This is a genomic window from Priestia sp. Y58 (genome assembly GCF_029522095.1).
In the GTDB taxonomy this organism is placed as follows: Bacteria; Bacillota; Bacilli; order Bacillales; family Bacillaceae_H; genus Priestia; species Priestia megaterium_E.
In genome coordinates this window covers 93,342-112,034 of the sequence record NZ_JAKWFL010000005.1, presented here as the reverse complement: position 1 = coordinate 112,034, position 18,693 = coordinate 93,342, and the positions used below count along the sequence as shown (strand labels likewise).

The window sequence follows — 18,693 nt, the reverse complement described above, 5'->3', positions numbered from 1 at the left end:
AGCACATCATAAAAAGAGGCTGGGACAAAAGTATTTTAGACGAAGTGAAAAACGAACCATTGATCAAAATTTTTGATTCGTGGTTCGTTTTTTCGTTAGGGTAAACGTAGGCTTCACCTGTTTAGGTCCTGCTAGCAGTTGATGGGAGGGCAAGACGAAGACTCCTGCGGGAAAAGCGGAACAGGTGAGACCCCACAGGAGCGTAAGGGACGAGGAGGCTCAGCGGCCGCCCGCGGAAAGCAAAGTCTTGCACGGAAATCAACTGCGGGGTCACAAGCGGTTCAGCTCATGTCTCCCATTTGTTCGTCTTTAGATTGGATTCATCTCGTTATGTCTCAGCCTCTTTTTATCATTAACGATCCACAGTTTGTCTAATACGTTTTTCCATTTTTTCAAGCATGCGGAGGTACTCATCCTGTTCTTCAGGAGTTAGAGCAAAAAGCATGTCTTGCCAAAATAAATTTCGCTGCTCAATTACATAGTTCACTAATGTTTCGCCAGCCTCTGTTAAGGATATCCATACAATTCGGCGGTCTTTTTGGTCACGTACGCGCTTAATGAGCGCATCATCTTCTAATTGATTTAATAAAATGGTAGTAGCCCCGGAAGTTAGCTTTAGATTTGAAGAAATTTCGGCTACCATACGTTTAGAGCTGACTCCAATGAATTTTAGAATTAAAAATTTTGTAATGGTCAAATTATAGGGCTGCTCACTGATTTTATCTTCCAAGAGCTTTCGCTTGAGTTCAAATAATGAGGTTTTAACTTGGTCAAGTTTTTCTAGTTTATCTATTAACTGCTGATCCATTATAATCACCTTTTCTTTATCATTATAGGTGTTAAACAATTGCTGCTAGTTACCTATTGTGGTTTATGTATATAGGGAGTTTGTTCCAAAAAAAGGAGCTGTTTTTGTGTATAACCCTATGCTTATATATCTAACTTTAAAGTAAAGTAAAGTACTTGTAAAGAAACCAAAACTTTTAAGTTGTATTTCAGTTAAAGATGTAGTAAAGTATTCAGTCGGGAAAACTTTATGAAACATAAATGTTTAGTTTTAAAAATAAATTAAAATCAAAGTTATTTACAACTAAATATCTTTGTGATAAAGTTATCTAGCGTAATACTTAACTGAATGAAATATTAAGGAGGTAAAATAAATGTCAAGAGGGCGTTTAATTTTAATGAACTTTATCGGAATTATTGTAGTATTAGCTTTAATTATTGGTGGGGGATACTATTATATTCAAAAATCTAATTATGTATCCACAGACAATGCAAAAGTGTCCGGCGACCTTTATACAGTAGTAGCGCCAGCGGCAGGTAAAGTAGCAAGCTGGAACGTTGAAGAAGGTAAAGATGTTTCAAAAGACGATGAGGTAGCTAAAATCCAATCAGAAGATGGAGAAAAAACAGTTACAGTACCAGAAGACGGAAAAATCATCAAAACACAGGTAAAAGAAAATCAAATGGTTCAAGCTGGTCAACAAATTGCTAGCGAAGTAGATATGAATAACTTATTCATCATTGCAAACATTAAAGAAGACAAATTAAAAGATATTGAAGCTGGCGATGACGTTGATGTAACAGTTGACGGAGATACTAAAACAACAATCGATGGAAAAGTAGAAGAAATCGGTTATGCAACAAACTCAATTTTCTCATTAATGCCAAGTTCTAATTCAGACGGAAACTATACTAAAGTATCACAAACAGTTCCTGTTAAAATCTCTATTTCTAACTACTCTGAAAACGTACTACCAGGTATGAACGCAGAAGTTAAAATCTCTAAAAACTAAGAGCGTACAATGATTAAGAAGAGAAGAAAGGAGGAAGGAACTGATGTCAGCAAACACGATACAAACAGAGGAACACTCAGTTAAAAAACATATTCCGCTTCTAGTCGTACTTATGCTTGGATTGTTCTTGGCAATTTTAAACCAAACGCTGCTGAACGTTGCGATCCCGCATCTGATTACAGAATTTGGCGTTACGGCTAATACGGCACAGTGGTTGCTTACAGGGTATATGCTTGTAAATGGTGCACTTATTCCATTATCAGCGTATTTAATTGAACGTTTTGGCGTTCGTCGCTTATTCTTATTTGCGATGGCCTGCTTTACAATTGGAGCGCTTGTCTGCGGAATCGCGCCGACTTTCTCAATTATGCTAATTGGTCGTCTTGTTCAAGCAGTCGGCGGTGGCGTACTAGCACCTCTAGTTATGACCATTATCGTATTTATTTTCCCTCCTCATATGCGCGGAAAAGGAATGGGTATCTTTGGTTTAGCCATGATGTTCGCTCCTGCAATTGGACCGACGCTTTCAGGATGGGTTATTCAAAACTATGACTGGCATATTTTATTTACGGGAATGGTGCCATTAGGCGCGCTTGTACTTATTATTGCAGCTTTTAAATTAAAAGATATTAAACCGCCTCAAAATGTAAAAGTAGATCTAATTTCTGTGTTTACATCTCTGGCAGGTATGGCCTTGCTTTTATACGGCTTCAGTGAAGCTGGAAATGATGGATGGACGGACTCAGTTGTATTATCAACGATGATTGGTGGTATTGTCTTATTAATTATCTTTGTCGTACAGCAGCTTCGACTTAAAAGTCCATTACTTGATGTGAGAGTATTTAAATACAATATTTTCTCATTATCTAATATCATCAGTATTGCCATTACCATCAGCATGTATGCTGGTATGTTCTTATTACCGATTTATTTGCAAAACATCCGTGGCTATTCAGCGTTTGACTCAGGCTTATTAATCTTGCCTGGTGCACTTGTTATGTTAGTCATGTCACCGATTTCTGGTACGCTGTTTGATAAATTAGGACCGCGTCCACTAGGAATTGTCGGGATGTTGATTACGGTTGTAACAACATTTGAATTTACAAAATTAACGTTAGAAACACCGTTTAGTCATATTGTTATTATTTATATGATCCGTGCATTCGGTATGTCATTATTAATGATGCCAATTATGACAGCTGGATTAAATCAGCTGCCGGCAAAATTAAGCAGCCATGGTACATCTATGTCGAACACGCTTCGTCAGGTTAGTGGTTCAATCGGTATCAGTTTAATGACTACAATCTTTACAAATCGCACAACATATCATGTAAATGAAATGAGCAGTTCAATGAATACATCTGATCCATTCTTTATGAATAACTTCCAGGTATTTGTGCAAAAGATTGCTCAAACGCTTCATCTTTCTCAAACAGAGGCGCAAAAACAAGCTTTAACAACTTTAGCTGGAAAAGTTCAAGCGCAAGCAACTGTACAAGGGATTAACGATGCATTTTACTGGACAGTTATCATTGCCATTATTGGATTGATTTTAAGTTTCTTCCTACGTGATGTTCGTAAAGATCCAGTAGTGGAAGTGGAAGAAATAGAAAAAGAAACAACAGACGATATTCGTATGTTACCGGCACCAAAAGATATGAACTCATAAGCAACGGAGGGATAAAGGATGAAAATTTGTATCGTATATGATAGTGAAGGCGGACATACAGAGGCATTAGCCAAAGCGATTGCTTCTGGCGCTGAGCTGTCTGGAGAAGCAACTGTATATGTAAAGCATGTAGAAGAAGCAGATGTACGTGAACTGCCTGAAATGGATGCTATTATTTGGGGCTGCCCAGGGCATTTTGGAACAATCAGTTCAGGGTTAAAAACGTGGATTGATAAATTAGGTTATTTATGGGCAGAAGGTAAATTAATTGATAAAGTAGGTGCGGTGTTCTGTACAACAGCTACAACGCACGGTGGCTTAGAAGCAACGCTTTTAAATTTAATTACACCAATGCTTCATCAAGGAATGGTTATCGCTGGCTTACCAGGTAACATTCCAGAAAATGCGCTGTACGGTACTTATTACGGTGTGGGAATTACTTGTCCAATCGAAGGTGACGAATTATTAACAGAGAACGACCAAGCGCTAGGTAAAGCGTTAGGAGAACGTGTTGTTCAAGTGACTAAACGAATGACACAAGGACAGTAGGTGACAGTATGTTAGGTATTTTACTGATCGTTGTAGCTGTGATTCTGGTTGTACTAATTATTACAATGAATGCTAAAGCATCATCTTCTAAGCGCCAGCGCACAGTTCCACCTAAAAAAGAAGCGGCTGCTTCAAATGCTTCTAAAGAGCCAAAAGTAGAAGAGAAAAAAGTGGCAGAAAAAAAACCTGCAGCACCAAAAGAAACACCAAAAGAAGAGCCAAAAGAGCCGCAGGCTAAGACGGAAACGAGAACATCTAGACATAAGAAAGAAAAAGATGTCATGAACGATGATATGTATCGTCAAGTGCTGCAAAAGTTTAGAGAAGGCGAAAAAGACGACACCGTTTTTACAAAAGAAGAACGTGACGTTATGAATGATGACGCTTTTCGTAAGGCTTTAAGATCGTTTAAGAAAAACGATAGTGAATGAGTTTCTTCTATTATAATAGTACGGAATAAAATAGATAGAAAATAGGTTATAAGCATTCTGCGAAACCAGCCGCTCTCCCCAGGTTCGGTTTCGCTTGGAGTGCAGCAGGGGGCTGACATGTTAACCATCGACTCCCTGATTATAAGAAAGGGGACGTCAAAACATGGAACAGCTCACATTTATTGAAGAGGTCCAGAGAATTTCGATATCCCTTAACAAAAAGGTAATGACAGAGATAAAAGAAAGGTTACTTTCACAAGGGATTACACCTTTTCAATATCATATCTTATTAATTATCGGTAAGTGCAATCACATTGGAGTAACCAAGCTGGCAGAAGAGATGCGCGTAAAGCCTAGTGCAATTACTCCTGTTATTAATCGTTTAATAGACTTAGAGTTAGTTTCACGCTATCACTCTAAAGAGGATCGCCGTAAAGTAAACATTGAGTTAACAGCTAAAGGTGAACAAGTGATTGAAGAAGCAAATGAAATTGTGCAAAAGATGATTGCTCATTTCTTTTCTTGCTATGAACCGAAAGATCAAGAGCAATTTTTGAAATTATTTAAGAAACTAGACGCTAATATCTAATGAAAGAAAAATCACTTCTTAATGAAGTGATTTTTTTTTGATAAAAAGATTGTCATCTTCACTTTTCCATGTTATCATTTGTGTAAACGGTTACATATATGAGGGGAGGGAAATAAAGTGGTAACAATTCGCGATGTAGCAAAAGAAGCAGGCGTGTCCGTTGCGACCGTTTCGCGCGTTTTAAACAGTACAGGATATGTAAAAGAAGACACGCGTGTGCGAGTAATGAATACAATTCAAAAATTAAACTACAGCCCTAACGAGGTAGCCCGTTCGCTTTATACACGTGAATCGCGTTTGATTGGTCTCTTGCTTCCAGACATTACAAACCCTTTTTTCCCTCAGCTTGCACGAGGAATAGAAGATGAAGTACATAGCCATGGATTTCGTTTAATTCTTGGCAATAGTGATGAGCAGTTAGAGAAAGAATTAACCTATCTCCAAACGTTTACGCAAAACCATGTAGTAGGGATGATCACGGCAACAACAAGTCTAGCTCAGAAACTATATGAAGGTCTTACATTTCCCGTCGTGTTTTTAGATAGAAGTTCTGATCAGTATCCATCCGTTTATGCTGATGGTTTTGAAGGTGGAAAACTTGCTGCAGAAGAAATAATCAAAAGAGGAAGTAAAAGAATTACACTTATCAAAGGTCCAGTAAATGTAAAGCCTGCTCAGGAACGTTTTCAAGGCTCTCTGTCTGTTTTGAGTCAGTCTGATGCAGACTTTTACGTATTAAATACAAATTCTCTAGCGTTTGACGATGCGCAGAAATGGGCAAAGGAAATCTTTCAAAAGTACCCGGAAACGGACGGGATTATTGCAAGTAATGACATTGTAGCCACAGCCGTTTTACACGAGGCATTTAGATTAGAAAAAAGCGTGCCTGATGATCTACAAGTAATTGGTTTTGATGATATTCCGCAAAGCCGCTTTTCGTTTCCAGCGCTGTCTACAATTCGTCAGCCTGCTTATGAAATGGGCAAGCAAGCAGCATGTCTGTTAATGAAATGCATTAAGAAAGAACCTTTAATTCAAAAGCAAGTACAACTACCCGTTACGTTTATTGAACGAAATACGACACGAAAGGTTGAGGAACATGGCTAAAGTAACTGTGATTGGAAGTTCATCAATGGATTTAGTAGTAACATCAAATATCCGTCCTGGAGCTGGAGAAACAGTGTTAGGACAATCATTTAAAACCGTTCCGGGAGGAAAAGGAGCGAACCAAGCTGTTGCAGCAGCCCGTCTTGGAGCTGATGTGAGCATGATTGGGTGTGTGGGCGAAGATCATTATGGAAAAGCAATCCTGGAGAATTTCAAATCAAACGGTGTATCTGTGGAAAATATGAAACCGGTTACAGGTTCAGAAAGCGGAACAGCTCACATTATACTGGCTGAAGGAGACAACAGCATTGTAGTTGTCAAAGGAGCAAACGATTATATTACTCCAGACTACGTAGAAAAAGCAAAAGAAAAAATTAAAGAAGCGGATATCGTACTTATTCAGCAAGAGATTCCAGAAGAAACGGTTGAATATGTTGCTCAGCTTTGTCAGGAACTTAAAGTACCGCTTTTGCTAAATCCAGCGCCTGCAAGACCATTAAAAGCAGAAGTGATTGAACAAGTTTCTTACATCACTCCAAATGAACATGAAGCAGAGCTTTTATTTGAAGGAAAAGAAAAAGAAGAAGTATTAAAACAGTATCCAAATAAATTGTTTATTACAGAAGGAAAACAAGGTGTACGCTATTTTAACGGCGAGAAAGAAGTATTGGTTCCTTCTTATCAAGTAGAAACGATTGATACAACAGGAGCAGGAGATACATTTAACGCAGCGCTTGCCGTGGCACTTGCCGAAGGAATGGGTTTTGAAAAAGGAATTCAGTTTGCTAATCGTGCAGCTTCGCTATCTGTCACTAAATTTGGTGCACAAGGCGGTATGCCGACTCGAAAAGAAGTGGAGGAGAGTCTGTAAATGAAACGTCACGGAATGATTAACAGTCATATTACGAAAATACTAACAGATCTAGGTCATACAGACACTATTGTCATTGCAGATGCAGGGTTACCTGTTCCGAGTGACGTGCCTAAAATTGATTTATCTTTAAAGCTAGGAGTGCCTAGCTTTGAAGAGGTAGTAGTAGCTGTGTTAGAAGATATGGCTACAGAAAAAATAGTGATTGCTTCTGAAATGAAAGAAAGAAATCAAAAAGCTTACGAGTTGATGGAAGAGCAAAACATCTTAGTAGAAGAAGTATCGCATGAACAATTAAAAATGCTGACAAGCAAAGCGAAAGTTGTGATTCGTACAGGAGAAGCAACTCCTTATGCAAACTGCATTTTACAAGCGGGAGTTATTTTTTAAAAGAGGTGAACAGCATGCATATTGCAATGAGAGGGATTCATAAAGCCTTTGGAGCCAACCGTGTACTAAGAGGCGTGGATTTTGAATTACATGAAGGTGAAGTTCACGCACTAATGGGTGAAAATGGAGCGGGGAAATCTACGCTGATGAATATTTTAACCGGCCTTCATAAAAAAGATGAAGGACAGATTCTGATTGATGGCAAAGAGACGTATTTTCAAAATCCAAAAGAAGCAGAACAAAACGGAATTACATTTATTCATCAAGAGCTGAACGTTTGGCCTGAAATGACGGTGCTTGAGAACTTATTTATCGGCAAAGAATTAAAAACGCCTTTAGGTTTTTTAAAAACAAAAGAAATGAAAGCGTTAGCAAAGAAGCAGTTTGAAAAATTAGCTGTGACCATTCCTCTTGATCAAGAAGCGGGACTTTGTTCTGTCGGACAGCAGCAAATGATTGAAATAGCCAAAGCGCTGATGACGAATGCAAAAGTTATTATCATGGACGAGCCAACCGCAGCGCTTACTGAAAGAGAAATTCAAAAGTTATTTGACGTAATTAATGCGCTGCGAAAACAAGGTGTATCGATTGTCTATATTTCACATCGTATGGAAGAGATTTTCGCTATTTGTGATTCCATTACGGTCATGCGTGACGGACAGACGGTAGACAAAAAGCCGATTCCAGAAACCAGCTTCGATGACGTTGTTCGAAAAATGGTAGGAAGAGAGCTAACGGATCGATTTCCTGCTAGGACATCTCCTAAGGGAGACGTTGTATTTGAAGCAAAGGGCTTGGAGAGAAAAGGTGTATTTCATGACGTTCATTTTTCGGTGCGATCAGGAGAAATTGTCGGTGTTGCGGGGCTAATGGGAGCTGGCAGAACTGAAATTATGCGCGCTATCTTCGGGCTTGATCCATTAGAAAAAGGCGAAATTATCTTAAATGGCAAACGGGTCAGTATCACAAAGCCCGACCAAGCCATTAAATTAGGTCTCGGGTTCATTACAGAAGATCGTAAAACAGAAGGGCTCGTCCTGAATTTTTCTATTCGAGAAAATATTGCGCTTCCAAGTCTATTTAGCTTTTCGCCAAAAGGTTTTATTGAACAAAAAAGCGAGCAGCAATTTGTAGATTTGCTTATTAAACGTTTAACGATCAAAACCGAGTCGTCTGAGACGAGTGCTGGTAACTTATCGGGAGGCAATCAGCAAAAAGTAGTTATTGCCAAATGGATTGGCATTGGACCAAAAGTGCTGATTTTAGATGAACCAACGCGAGGAGTTGACGTCGGGGCAAAGCGTGAAATTTATCAGCTTATGAATGAACTGACAGACAGAGGCGTGGCTATTATCATGGTGTCTTCAGAGCTTCCGGAAGTACTCGGCATGAGCGATCGCATTTTGGTTGTGCATGAAGGAAAAATAACAGGTGAACTGACAAGTGAAGAAGCAACTCAAGAAAAAATTATGACATTTGCAACAGGAGGTCAGTAAAATGAAAGCAAACACAGCGATAAAAGAAAATCGCGTTGATAACGTGATGCAAAAGCTAGGTCCGTTACTAGGTCTATTTATTCTTATTGTCATTGTATCAATTTTAAATCCAAGCTTTTTAGAACCTTTAAATATTTTAAACTTGCTGCGTCAAGTAGCCATTAATGCCTTGATTGCATTCGGTATGACATTTGTCATTTTAACGGGCGGAATTGATTTATCGGTTGGCTCTATACTTGCTTTATCAAGTGCGTTAATGGCAGGTATGATTGTGTCAGGTGTAGATCCTATTTTAGCTATTTTAATAGGATGTGTGTTAGGAGCTGTAATGGGTATGATTAACGGCTTGCTTATTACAAAAGGAAAAATGGCGCCGTTTATTGCAACGCTAGCGACGATGACAATTTTTAGAGGGTTAACGCTTGTTTATACAGATGGAAATCCGATTACGGGCTTAGGTGAAAACTATTACTTCCAGTTATTTGGCCGCGGCTATTTTCTAGGTATTCCTGTTCCGGCAATTACGATGGTACTAGCGTTTGCTGTCCTATGGGTGATTTTGCATAAAACGCCGTTTGGCCGCAGAACATATGCAATCGGAGGAAATGAAAAAGCAGCATTTATTTCAGGAATTAAAGTACCAAAAGTTAAGGTTATGATCTACTCACTAGCAGGATTATTGGCAGCGCTATCAGGAGCGATTTTGACTTCTCGTTTGAACTCTGCTCAGCCAACGGCAGGTACGTCTTACGAGTTAGATGCTATCGCTGCAGTAGTGCTAGGTGGAACAAGCCTTTCTGGAGGACGTGGACGCATTGTTGGAACATTAATTGGTGCGCTGATTATCGGAACGTTAAACAACGGTTTGAACTTACTCGGCGTTTCGTCGTTTTACCAAATGGTCGTAAAAGGAATTGTTATTTTAATCGCGGTATTAATTGATCGCAAAAAGTCAGCTTAGGAGGGAAAAACATGAAGAAAATTTGGCTCGTGCTATTATCATTTTCATTATTACTGTTAGGGGCTTGTTCACTTCAGCCTCCTGAGTGGGCGAAACCATCTGAAAGTAAAAATTTAAAAGATATTAAAATTGGTTTATCCGTTTCTACATTAAACAATCCGTTCTTTGTTTCGCTAAAAGAAGGGGTACAAAAAGAAGCAAAAAAACTGGGCATGGAAGTAGTTGTAGTAGATGCTCAAAATGATTCAGCAAAACAAATTAACGATGTAGAAGATTTAATGCAGCAAGGTGTTAACATTCTGCTTATTAACCCAACGGATTCAGCTGCTATTTCAACAGCTGTACAATCGGCTAATAATGTAGGCATTCCAGTTATTACGCTAGATCGTTCAGCAGAAAAAGGAAAAGTAGAAACACTGGTAGCTTCAGATAATGTAAAAGGTGGTCAAATGGCTGCTGATTACATTGTAAAAAAAGTAGGGGAGAAAGCTCAAGTAGCAGAACTTGAAGGCGTGCCGGGAGCTTCAGCAACTCGTGAAAGAGGAAAAGGGTTCCACAACGTTGCAGATCAAAAGCTAGATATTACGGCTAAACAGTCGGCTGATTTTGACCGTACAAAAGGCTTAAACGTTATGGAGAATGTTCTTCAAGGAAATCCTGGTATCAAAGCCGTATTTGCTCATAATGATGAAATGGCATTAGGAGCTATTCAAGCGATTAACAGCTCAGGAAAAGATGTGCTAGTAGTAGGGTTTGATGGAAACGACGATGCAATTAAAGCGGTAAAAGAAGGGAAGCTAGGAGCAACTGTAGCCCAGCAGCCTGTTTTAATTGGTAAACTTGCCGTAAAGTCTGCTAAAAATGTTCTTCAAGGCAAAAAGGTAGATAAGCAAATTCCAGTGCCTTTAAAACTAGTAACCTCTGACAAATAATGGTTTTATATGTGTTTAGAAAAAAGACGCTCATTTGATTTATGGGCGTCTTTTTATGTATATAAAGTGTAAAAAAGAAGTGAAAAAGTCACAACTTTATAAATAGTGTAGTAATTATGTAGGTGGAATTTATGTAATAAAAAGTAAAAAACACCGAAAAAAGACGGTAAAACACATAATTTTCTGTGAAAAATTTGTAATATACCTGTAATAATAAGCGTTTATTTCTATTTTTAAAGAGCAATTTTGCCCTGTTTATGACAAAAATATATCTTTTTTAATAAACAGTAAACCTCTCTATCAAGGGATTTTGGTGATGAATTCCCAGAAAGAGATTCTTGGTTATACAGATTATGGGAAACTTTTAACTGTATTGTAACATAAACAGATAGCTTTTTATGGTATAACTATGTCTATGAGGAAAGGGGACTATTACTTTATGAAAATTTTTAAGCGTATGACTCTTGCAGCAGTCACAGGAATTTTCTTCATGACCGGCATCACAGAGACTCACGCCCAATCGAATGAAGAAGCGCTCCAGAGTACTGAAAATAAAATTAAAGAAACAGAAAAGGCTGTTCAACAAAAAGAGAAAGAGAAACAGTCTATCAATTCAGATGTTCAAAACATTCAATCACAATTAAATTCATTACATACAGTAATCTCTAGCAATAAAAAAGAGTTAGCATCGACTGAAAAGCAGATTTCAGAAGCGAACAAAATGATTGAGAAAAAGAAAAAAGAAATTGTTTTGCTTCAGGAAAAAGTGTTAAGTCGTAAAGATATTATTGAAAATCGATTAGTTGCTTTGCAGCAAGACGATAAAACAAGCGTTGTTATTGATACATTAATGAATGCTGATAACTTTGGAGATTTTGTTGCACGTATGGGTGCTGTCACAACTTTATTGTCAGCAGATAATGATATTTTAAAGCAGCATCAAAATGATTTAGATCAAATTGAAAAAGATAAAAAAGAAATTGATAAGCAAGAAAAAGTATTAGAAGCAGCAAAAGGTAGCTTAGCGGCTAAACAAGCTGAATTAGATAAAAACGTTGCCAAACAAACAGCAACGTTAACAACTATGCAAGAAAAGTACAGCACGGTCGTAAATGAAATTGATGCAGCTTCTTCAGAAAAAGCAAGCCTTCAGTCTGAATTAACAGGCATTCAAGATAAGATTGCAAAAGAAAAAGAAGCAGCTCAAAAGCAAGCTGAGCAAGTGGCAAAACAGCAGGCAGCTGAAAAGGCTGAGGCTGATGCAGAAACAAAGCGTCAAGCTGAACTAGCAACGGTTAAAAAAGAAGTAAAAACAGAGCCAAAACAAGAAGTAAAAACAGCTGCGGCTACAGAGAAGAAAGCAGCCGTTTCTTCAGAGGCAAAAGAAACGAAAAAAGAAGAAAGCACACAAAAGCATTCTGGAAAAGAAATGTATGTAGAAGCAACAGCTTATACAGCTAATTGTGCAGGATGTAGCGGCGTAACAGCCACTGGACAAAATGTAAGTTCAGGCACTCATAAAATTATTGCGGTAGATCCATCCGTTATTCCATTAGGTTCAAAAGTATATGTAGAAGGATACGGAGTGGCAACAGCAGGTGATACGGGCGGTGCGATTAAAGGATATCGAATTGACGTATTAGTACCTTCTGAGTCAGCTGCAAAAGCATTCGGACGTCGTACAGTGAAAGTAACGGTGCTAAATTAAAGAAATAGGCTGAAAATATTTTAGTTGCAGGAAAATCCGAACGATGAATCGTTCGGATTTTTTTATTGTTGTAGTGAACGTAGTTTCATCTAGTTAGTTGCTTCTAGCTGTTGATTGAAGGGCAAGGCGAAGACTCCTGCGGGAAAAGCAGAAGTGATGAGACCCCGCAGGCGCGTAAGCGACGAGGAGGCTTATCGGCCACCCGTGGAAAGCGAAGCCTTGCATGGAAATCAACAGTGGTGTCACAAGTGATCTATACCAGCTCATTACTCCCAGTTGTTCGTCTTCGGATTAGGTGGATGGAGGTATGTCTCAATCTCTTTTTTGCATGTTTGGTGAGCAAGTTGCTAGCTAATCTATACTCTTTTCGTTACCATACAATAAAGTAAATGGAAGAAAAGGAGTGGGTAAAATGAAGATAGTCGATCCAGCGATACAAAGTGCAAAAGACAATTATCATTTGTTAACAGGGGTGGTCATTCCCCGGCCGATTGCGTTTGTTACAAGTCAAAATGATGACGGTGTAGTGAATGCCGCACCGTTTAGTTTCTTTAATGTAGTTGCGGCAGAGCCTCCGCTGATTGCCGTTTCGGTTTCGAGAAGTGAAGGTCAAATGACGAAAGATACGGCCAAAAATATTAGTGCATCTAAAGAATTTGTAGTTCATCTTGTAGACGAAAACTTAGTGGAACAAGTGAATCAAGCGGCATCTTCTTATCCTTCTTCCGTGAGTGAAGTCGAAGAAACAGGGTTAACACTAGCACCGAGCAAAAAAGTGCAGGTTCCCGGAATTCAAGAAGCCAGCATTCGGATGGAATGTAAGCTTCACCAAATTGTTCCATTAGGAACGGATGAGGCATACAGCTCGGATTTGTTTATCGGTGAAGTTGTGATGTTTCATATTAGTGAAAAAGTGATAGAAAACGATCGCGTTTCTGCAGAACGTGTGAAGCCGGTCAGCCGACTTGCGGGTTCTAACTATAGTAAATTGGGGCAATTATTTTCCTTAGAACGTCCCAAATAAGCAAGAAAGTGTTACTTATGTAGCAAAAAAATAGTATACATTGGATTTTTTTAAATAAGCGATTGTGTTCTGTTTCAACAACGACAGTACATTCGCTTTTTTTCATGAACGAAAAAGTTAATAGAAACCATAATAACAAAATCAATTTAGAAAAAGGCAAAAATGTAAGGTTTTTGCCTTTTATATTTACCATTGAGGAAAAGGGTATTCATTCATATAATTTAGATTAAGTAAATTGTATACGCTTTCAATATACAGAATTATTTTTCAATAATTCTCTCGAGAAAGAGTCATGAGCGTTTACAAAAAAACTTGCCACGCTAGGAGACGAGATTATAGGAGGGGTATTCATTGAAACGTTGGTTTAGTTTAATCAGTTTTGCACTCATTTTAACCCTAGTACTTGCAGGATGCGGAGGAAAGTCCGCTAATGAAACAAGTGGTAGCGGTGGAAAAGAAGTTGTTGCATGGGCTTGGAATATTAACGTACCGGTATTAAAGAAAGCAGCAGCAGAATACCAAAAAGAGAATCCAGGATTTAAATTAAAAGTAGTGGATATGGGACGTGAAGACGTTTATTCAAAATTAACAACAGGATTGCAAGCTGGCGGAAAAGGTCTTCCTGACATCGTATTAGTAGAAGACGATCGTTTCCAAGGATACTTGGATGCATTTCCAAAAGCATTTTTAAACCTATCTAAAAAAGGGTTCGATAAACAAGAAGATAAGTTTCCAGAGTTTAAGAGAGCTCTTTTATCAAAGGATGGAGACATGTACGGCTTCCCGTTTGATGCAGGTCCAACAGGGGTTTTCTATCGCACAGATTACTTTGAAAAAGCAGGCGTAGATCCAAATAGCATCAAAACATGGGATGATTACATTGCGGCTGGTAAAAAAATTAAAGAAAAAGTTGGCGTTGATTTATTAGGATTAGATTTTAATAATGACGATGGCTTATTCCGAATGGCGCTTACGCAGCAAGGTACGTTCTATTTTAATGACAAAGGAAAATTAAATTTAACTTCTAAAGAAGCGAAAAAAGCAATGGAATTAAATAAGAAGTTAAAAGAAGCAGGCATTGTTAAAAATACAGTGGGATGGGATGCTTCAATCAGTGCTTTAGCAGAAGGTAAAGTAGCAAGTTCACCATCTGGTGCTTGGCTATCCGGTTCTATTACGCAACAAGCTCCAGATTTAAAAGGAAAATGGGGAGTGTTTTTATTACCGTCGTTTGAAGAAGGAGGCAACCGTGCTTCTAACTTAGGCGGAAGCAACTATGTGATTTCAGCAACTAGTCAAAAAGCAGATGAAGCGTACAAATTTATGGAGTATTTCTCAACAACGGATAAAGTTCAAGAAGAAGCGATGAAGGGCGGATTATTCCCATCATTAAATACCGTATATTCTTCAAAATTATTCACTGCACAAGATGAGTACTTTAACAATCAAACGATTTGGAAAACATTTGCAGATGAAATGAAAGATATTAAGCCAGTTAACTTTACGGGCAATTACTCAGTTGCAAACAGTGAAGCAGTCAAAGCTGTGTCAGAAGTAACAAATGGTAAGGGCGTTAAAGACTCGCTTGAAGCAGCTCAAAAACGCTTAGAAAACCGAATTCAAAAATAATCAAGAAGCATAGAAGGTGATTTTTAGAAAATTGCCTTCTATCTCTTCTTCTTGCGGTACTAGGAGGTCATCATGAAGACAAATAAATCATTGCCTTACTTATTTATTGCTCCAGCACTTTTGCTGTTTGCGCTGTTTACCATCTACCCTATTTTTTCATCTTTTATTCTAAGCTTTCAGAGCATGGAAGGCGGAAAGTATGTATTTACCGGGCTATCAAACTATACACGATTGCTTGGAGATGATATTTTCTGGAAAGCGCTTGGAAATACCGGCATTATTTTAATCGTTCAAGTGCCCGTAATGATTTTATTAGCACTTGTACTAGCTAACGCGTTAAACAGTCAGCTTTTAAGACTAAAAGGTTTTTTCCGAGTTTCATTTTTCTTGCCGGCAGTAACGTCACTAGTTGCCTATTCTATTTTGTTTTCAATCATTCTTCAAGATGAAGGAATAATGAATACTATTTTAGGTTTTTTTGGCATCGATGCCATTCAGTGGCTGGGAGATCCATTCTGGGCTAAAGTCTCAATCATCGTTGCGATGACTTGGAGATGGACAGGTTATAACATGGTTATTTTTCTAGCAGCTCTTCAAAGTTTATCTCATGAAGTTTACGAAGCAGCTGACTTAGACGGGGCAAACCGAATTCAAAAGTTTTTCCACGTAACGGTTCCACAATTAAAACCCGTTATCTTATTTGCTACTATTTTATCAACAATTGGCACGCTTCAATTGTTTGACGAACCTTTTAACTTAACAAAAGGCGGCCCTGCTGATTCCACGATGACGCTAGGCTTATATATTTATCAAAATGGCTTTAAATATTTTGATTTTGGATATGCTTCAGCCATTGCGTACGTTGTTGTATTATTAGTCGGTATTTTAACGTTCTTCCAATTTAAATTTACGGGTGATAAATCATGAGTGTATTAGAGAGAGTAGAAGCAACCGCAGTAGCTACCGTGCCTAAGGTTAAAAAGAAAAGTAACATCATGCGCAAAATAGGATTATACAGCATGCTTGGGCTGTTCACGATTATTTCTATTTTTCCTTTTTACTGGATGATTATCGGCGCTACGAATGAATCAGGAAAAATGTTTACAAACCCTCCAACGCTGAAGCCTGGCGATCAATTTATGACAAATCTACAAAATTTAAATGCTTCAATTGATTTAGGGCGCGTCTTTTTTAACTCAGTATTTGTTTCAGTCGTGTATGTGATTGTAGCTTTAATGGTCTGCTCCACAGCTGCATATGCGCTATCTAAATTTGAATTCAAAGGCCGAAACGCAATTTTCACTACGCTTTTATTGTCTATGATGATTCCATATCAAGCAACGCTCATTCCGCTTTTTCAGCTGATGTCGAATTTTAATTTGCTTGATACGTATTTTGCTCTTATTGTTCCGCAGCTGTGCTTTCCGTTTGCTATCTTTTTATTACGTCAGAACTTTTTAGCTTTTCCAACGGAACTTATTGAAGCAGCTCGTTTAGACGGAGCTGGAGAGATGAGAATCTTTTTAACTATTGTGCTTCCTTCTATGAAGCCTGCTATGGCTGCAGCAGCTATTTTCTTATTTATGACACAGTGGAATAACTTTATGTGGCCTCTAGTTGCGACTACATCTAACGAAATGGCTACATTGCCAGTTGCTCTTTCAAGCTTAATTGGCTTATCGATTATTGATTACGGTCAAGTAATGATGGGAGTAACGATTGCAACCATTCCAATCATTGTATTCTTCCTGGCACTTCAGCGTCATTTTATTTCAGGAATGCTTGGAAGTGCAGTAAAATAAAAATCAGCAGAGGCTGAGATAAAAGTATATTATTTAAAGGAGGGTCCGAACGAATTTAATTGTTGATCGAGAATCAAATTCGTTCGGATTTTTCATTCTTAGGATGAACGTAGGTTTAATTGTAGTTAATTGCTTCTAGCTGTTGATTGGAGGGCAGGACGAAGACTCCTGCGGGAAAAGCGGAACAGGTGAGACCCCGCAGGCGCGGAAGCGACGAGGAGGCTCACCGGCCGCCCGCGGAAAGCGAAGTCTTGAACGGAAATCAACAGCTGTGTAACAAGTAATTCATACTAGTTCAATTATTCACCTTGTTCGTCTTTGGATTGGATTGATTTAGCTATATTTCAATCACTTTCTTAATGAACAGGGGGAGAGAAGATGGGAGAAATACCTGTAGGAGTTCAGCTTTATACGCTGCGTGAAGAAACGAAAAAAGATTTTAAAGGAACGCTTCAAAAAGTAGCTGCTTTAGGATATCAAGGGGTAGAATTTGCAGGGTACGAAGGACATACAGCGCAAGAAGTAAAAGCTTGGTTAACGGATTTACAGCTAAATCCAGCTTCTAGTCATGTGCCGCTTGAACAATTAGAATCTAATTTAGCGCAAGTGCTTCACTTTGAACAGCAAGTTGGAAATTCACATATTGTTTGTCCTTATTTAATGCCTGAACGTCAAACGGAAAAAGGGTATTACGAACTTATTGATTCTTTAAATGATATTGATACGTATTGTAAAAAAGAAGGCATGTCATTTAGCTATCATCATCATGATTTTGAGCTGAAGAAATTGTCAACTGGAAAGTCAGCTCTCCACACTATCTTAGAAGAAACTGAGGTAAACGTCGAGCTGGATATTTATTGGCTCACTAAAGCAGGCGAAGATCCAGTGGAGTGGATGAAGCACTATCGAAATCGTACGCCTTTTATCCATTTAAAAGATATGACAACAGACGGCGAGCAATTTTTTGCTCCTCTTGGTACCGGAGGAGTAGATGTAAAGGCTGTAATGCAAGAAGGACATAGAGCAGGAGTAAAATGGTGGATTGTTGAACAAGATCAGTGCAAAGAAAATCCTCTTAGCAGCATAAAAAAAAGCTTAGCATATATCAAATAAAAAACGAACAGACAGCGTCTGTTCGTTTCTTTATTGATAAGCTGGAGTCCATTCAATCTCTCCGCACTTATTCATATAATCAATATTTACCTCAAAGTTATGTTTTTCATAAAAATGAATTAATCTTTCGAGATGATCCCAGTCACGCTCAGCGATATCGCCTTTAATGACATGAACATTTTGATCAACCGCTACTTCTTTTAAATAATTCATACATACAGAGCCATATCCTTTATTAGCAGGCCCTTTAATGTCACCGATAAAAATCGTGTGATTATCTTCATATACGCCGTCGATAGCAAAATCCCAAGACCCTCTATAAGCTTTTGTGCATTCGTTTAGCATAATTTTACATGCGTTTCCGTCATTTTGTGCCGATACAATAACTAACTGATTATCTTCAGGCTGATCGACACCAATAACTTCATACTTTTTAGCAATTTCTTTTAAATTATCCTGCATGCGAAACAGCTGAAACTCTAAATCATCAAGTGTTTCTTTTAGTTCGTCTGCATTTTGTTTTTTTTCTGTAAGCTGAGTAAACATTTTATACTCCTTTCCGTCTGTTTTCGGTCTAAACGCGCCTATGACAAAGAGAACACGGTGTATAAAGCGAAACTTTA

22 protein-coding genes are annotated in these 18,693 nt (G+C 38.3%); 20 read left to right on the top strand and 2 right to left on the bottom strand.

Going from position 1 to position 18,693, the window contains the following annotated elements:
• Positions 1 to 138 precede the first annotated feature (138 nt).
• Positions 139 to 375 (top strand): hypothetical protein, encoded by a 237-nt coding sequence (locus MMB68_RS16445; protein WP_277549193.1) that lies wholly within the window; start codon positions 139 to 141, stop codon positions 373 to 375.
• Here MMB68_RS16445 and MMB68_RS16440 read toward each other — a convergent pair.
• The gene (locus MMB68_RS16440; protein ID WP_016763199.1) at positions 353 to 808 is read right to left on the bottom strand and encodes a MarR family winged helix-turn-helix transcriptional regulator; all 456 of its coding nucleotides are present in this window, start codon (positions 806 to 808) and stop codon (positions 353 to 355) included. The two genes, MMB68_RS16445 and MMB68_RS16440, sit on opposite strands and share 23 nt — an antisense overlap.
• 352 nt (positions 809 to 1,160) lie before the next feature.
• Here MMB68_RS16440 and MMB68_RS16435 point away from each other — a divergent pair, with 352 nt between their 5' ends.
• The 19 genes from MMB68_RS16435 (at position 1,161) to MMB68_RS16345 (ending at position 18,070) form a co-directional block, all read left to right on the top strand.
• Entirely contained in the window at positions 1,161 to 1,799 is a 639-nt protein-coding gene (locus tag MMB68_RS16435; protein ID WP_013055624.1) for a biotin/lipoyl-containing protein, read from the top strand.
• A 43-nt stretch (positions 1,800 to 1,842) separates the two neighbouring features.
• Positions 1,843 to 3,468, top strand: a complete 1,626-nt coding sequence (locus tag MMB68_RS16430; RefSeq protein WP_269870514.1) for a DHA2 family efflux MFS transporter permease subunit — start codon at positions 1,843 to 1,845, stop codon at positions 3,466 to 3,468.
• Between the two features lie 18 nt (positions 3,469 to 3,486).
• Positions 3,487 to 4,017: an NAD(P)H-dependent oxidoreductase gene (locus MMB68_RS16425; protein ID WP_014461382.1), complete on the top strand. Its 531-nt coding sequence runs from the start codon at positions 3,487 to 3,489 to the stop codon at positions 4,015 to 4,017.
• Between the two features lie 8 nt (positions 4,018 to 4,025).
• Positions 4,026 to 4,448 (top strand): hypothetical protein, encoded by a 423-nt coding sequence (locus tag MMB68_RS16420; protein ID WP_269870515.1) that lies wholly within the window; start codon positions 4,026 to 4,028, stop codon positions 4,446 to 4,448.
• 163 nt (positions 4,449 to 4,611) lie between these two features.
• On the top strand, positions 4,612 to 5,037 hold the full coding sequence (locus tag MMB68_RS16415; protein ID WP_025749713.1) for a MarR family winged helix-turn-helix transcriptional regulator: 426 nt from the start codon (positions 4,612 to 4,614) through the stop codon (positions 5,035 to 5,037).
• A gap of 117 nt (positions 5,038 to 5,154) precedes the next feature.
• The gene (locus tag MMB68_RS16410; protein ID WP_116742219.1) at positions 5,155 to 6,144 is read left to right on the top strand and encodes a LacI family DNA-binding transcriptional regulator; all 990 of its coding nucleotides are present in this window, start codon (positions 5,155 to 5,157) and stop codon (positions 6,142 to 6,144) included.
• A complete protein-coding gene (gene rbsK / locus MMB68_RS16405; RefSeq protein ID WP_221813405.1) occupies positions 6,137 to 7,015 on the top strand; it encodes a ribokinase in 879 nt (292 codons plus the stop codon). Before MMB68_RS16410 ends, rbsK begins: the two co-directional genes overlap by 8 nt.
• Entirely contained in the window at positions 7,016 to 7,405 is a 390-nt protein-coding gene (gene rbsD, locus MMB68_RS16400) for a D-ribose pyranase (protein WP_269870516.1), read from the top strand.
• A 14-nt stretch (positions 7,406 to 7,419) separates the two neighbouring features.
• Positions 7,420 to 8,901 carry a sugar ABC transporter ATP-binding protein gene (locus tag MMB68_RS16395; protein WP_277448169.1) on the top strand — a complete coding sequence of 494 codons (1,482 nt, stop codon included), beginning with the start codon at positions 7,420 to 7,422 and terminating at the stop codon, positions 8,899 to 8,901.
• Position 8,902: 1 nt separating this feature from the next.
• Entirely contained in the window at positions 8,903 to 9,862 is a 960-nt protein-coding gene (rbsC, locus tag MMB68_RS16390) for a ribose ABC transporter permease RbsC (RefSeq protein WP_025749709.1), read from the top strand.
• A gap of 11 nt (positions 9,863 to 9,873) precedes the next feature.
• The gene (gene rbsB / locus MMB68_RS16385; RefSeq protein WP_013055634.1) at positions 9,874 to 10,794 is read left to right on the top strand and encodes a ribose ABC transporter substrate-binding protein RbsB; all 921 of its coding nucleotides are present in this window, start codon (positions 9,874 to 9,876) and stop codon (positions 10,792 to 10,794) included.
• A 439-nt stretch (positions 10,795 to 11,233) separates the two neighbouring features.
• Positions 11,234 to 12,502 carry a 3D domain-containing protein gene (locus MMB68_RS16380; RefSeq protein WP_269870518.1) on the top strand — a complete coding sequence of 423 codons (1,269 nt, stop codon included), beginning with the start codon at positions 11,234 to 11,236 and terminating at the stop codon, positions 12,500 to 12,502.
• 110 nt (positions 12,503 to 12,612) lie between these two features.
• Positions 12,613 to 12,891, top strand: coding sequence for a hypothetical protein (locus tag MMB68_RS16375; RefSeq protein WP_221783982.1), 279 nt, complete (start codon positions 12,613 to 12,615; stop codon positions 12,889 to 12,891).
• A 23-nt stretch (positions 12,892 to 12,914) separates the two neighbouring features.
• On the top strand, positions 12,915 to 13,526 hold the full coding sequence (locus tag MMB68_RS16370) for a flavin reductase family protein (protein ID WP_221783861.1): 612 nt from the start codon (positions 12,915 to 12,917) through the stop codon (positions 13,524 to 13,526).
• 351 nt (positions 13,527 to 13,877) lie between these two features.
• A complete protein-coding gene (locus tag MMB68_RS16365) occupies positions 13,878 to 15,155 on the top strand; it encodes an ABC transporter substrate-binding protein (protein WP_221783863.1) in 1,278 nt (425 codons plus the stop codon).
• A gap of 72 nt (positions 15,156 to 15,227) precedes the next feature.
• Positions 15,228 to 16,082: a carbohydrate ABC transporter permease gene (locus MMB68_RS16360; protein WP_014461372.1), complete on the top strand. Its 855-nt coding sequence runs from the start codon at positions 15,228 to 15,230 to the stop codon at positions 16,080 to 16,082.
• 68 nt (positions 16,083 to 16,150) lie between these two features.
• Positions 16,151 to 16,957, top strand: a complete 807-nt coding sequence (locus tag MMB68_RS16355; RefSeq protein ID WP_013055640.1) for a carbohydrate ABC transporter permease — start codon at positions 16,151 to 16,153, stop codon at positions 16,955 to 16,957.
• Between the two features lie 142 nt (positions 16,958 to 17,099).
• Complete coding sequence (locus MMB68_RS16350; RefSeq protein WP_260506668.1) at positions 17,100 to 17,234, top strand: hypothetical protein; 135 nt, start codon at positions 17,100 to 17,102, stop codon at positions 17,232 to 17,234.
• A gap of 101 nt (positions 17,235 to 17,335) precedes the next feature.
• Complete coding sequence (locus MMB68_RS16345; protein WP_221783865.1) at positions 17,336 to 18,070, top strand: sugar phosphate isomerase/epimerase family protein; 735 nt, start codon at positions 17,336 to 17,338, stop codon at positions 18,068 to 18,070.
• Positions 18,071 to 18,100: 30 nt separating this feature from the next.
• On the opposite strand, the gene MMB68_RS16340 is transcribed toward MMB68_RS16345, so the two are convergent.
• On the bottom strand, positions 18,101 to 18,616 hold the full coding sequence (locus MMB68_RS16340) for a GNAT family protein (protein WP_221783867.1): 516 nt from the start codon (positions 18,614 to 18,616) through the stop codon (positions 18,101 to 18,103).
• Positions 18,617 to 18,693 lie beyond the last annotated feature (77 nt).

Bases quoted from the DNA above. Each gene is read 5' to 3' on its own strand.
- MMB68_RS16435 (WP_013055624.1), top strand. From the start codon at position 1,161: ATGTCAAGAGGGCGTTTAATTTTAATGAACTTTATCGGAATTATTGTA.
- MMB68_RS16425 (WP_014461382.1), top strand. From the start codon at position 3,487: ATGAAAATTTGTATCGTATATGATAGTGAAGGCGGACATACAGAGGCA.
- rbsK (WP_221813405.1), top strand. From the start codon at position 6,137: ATGGCTAAAGTAACTGTGATTGGAAGTTCATCAATGGATTTAGTAGTA.
- MMB68_RS16415 (WP_025749713.1), top strand. From the start codon at position 4,612: ATGGAACAGCTCACATTTATTGAAGAGGTCCAGAGAATTTCGATATCC.
- MMB68_RS16430 (WP_269870514.1), top strand. From the start codon at position 1,843: ATGTCAGCAAACACGATACAAACAGAGGAACACTCAGTTAAAAAACAT.
- rbsB (WP_013055634.1), top strand. From the start codon at position 9,874: ATGAAGAAAATTTGGCTCGTGCTATTATCATTTTCATTATTACTGTTA.
- MMB68_RS16395 (WP_277448169.1), top strand. From the start codon at position 7,420: ATGCATATTGCAATGAGAGGGATTCATAAAGCCTTTGGAGCCAACCGT.
- rbsC (WP_025749709.1), top strand. From the start codon at position 8,903: ATGAAAGCAAACACAGCGATAAAAGAAAATCGCGTTGATAACGTGATG.
- MMB68_RS16355 (WP_013055640.1), top strand. From the start codon at position 16,151: ATGCGCAAAATAGGATTATACAGCATGCTTGGGCTGTTCACGATTATT.
- MMB68_RS16345 (WP_221783865.1), top strand. From the start codon at position 17,336: ATGGGAGAAATACCTGTAGGAGTTCAGCTTTATACGCTGCGTGAAGAA.
- MMB68_RS16360 (WP_014461372.1), top strand. From the start codon at position 15,228: ATGAAGACAAATAAATCATTGCCTTACTTATTTATTGCTCCAGCACTT.
- MMB68_RS16420 (WP_269870515.1), top strand. From the start codon at position 4,026: ATGTTAGGTATTTTACTGATCGTTGTAGCTGTGATTCTGGTTGTACTA.
- MMB68_RS16380 (WP_269870518.1), top strand. From the start codon at position 11,234: ATGAAAATTTTTAAGCGTATGACTCTTGCAGCAGTCACAGGAATTTTC.
- MMB68_RS16440 (WP_016763199.1), bottom strand. From the start codon at position 808: ATGGATCAGCAGTTAATAGATAAACTAGAAAAACTTGACCAAGTTAAA.
- MMB68_RS16370 (WP_221783861.1), top strand. From the start codon at position 12,915: ATGAAGATAGTCGATCCAGCGATACAAAGTGCAAAAGACAATTATCAT.
- rbsD (WP_269870516.1), top strand. From the start codon at position 7,016: ATGAAACGTCACGGAATGATTAACAGTCATATTACGAAAATACTAACA.
- MMB68_RS16340 (WP_221783867.1), bottom strand. From the start codon at position 18,616: ATGTTTACTCAGCTTACAGAAAAAAAACAAAATGCAGACGAACTAAAA.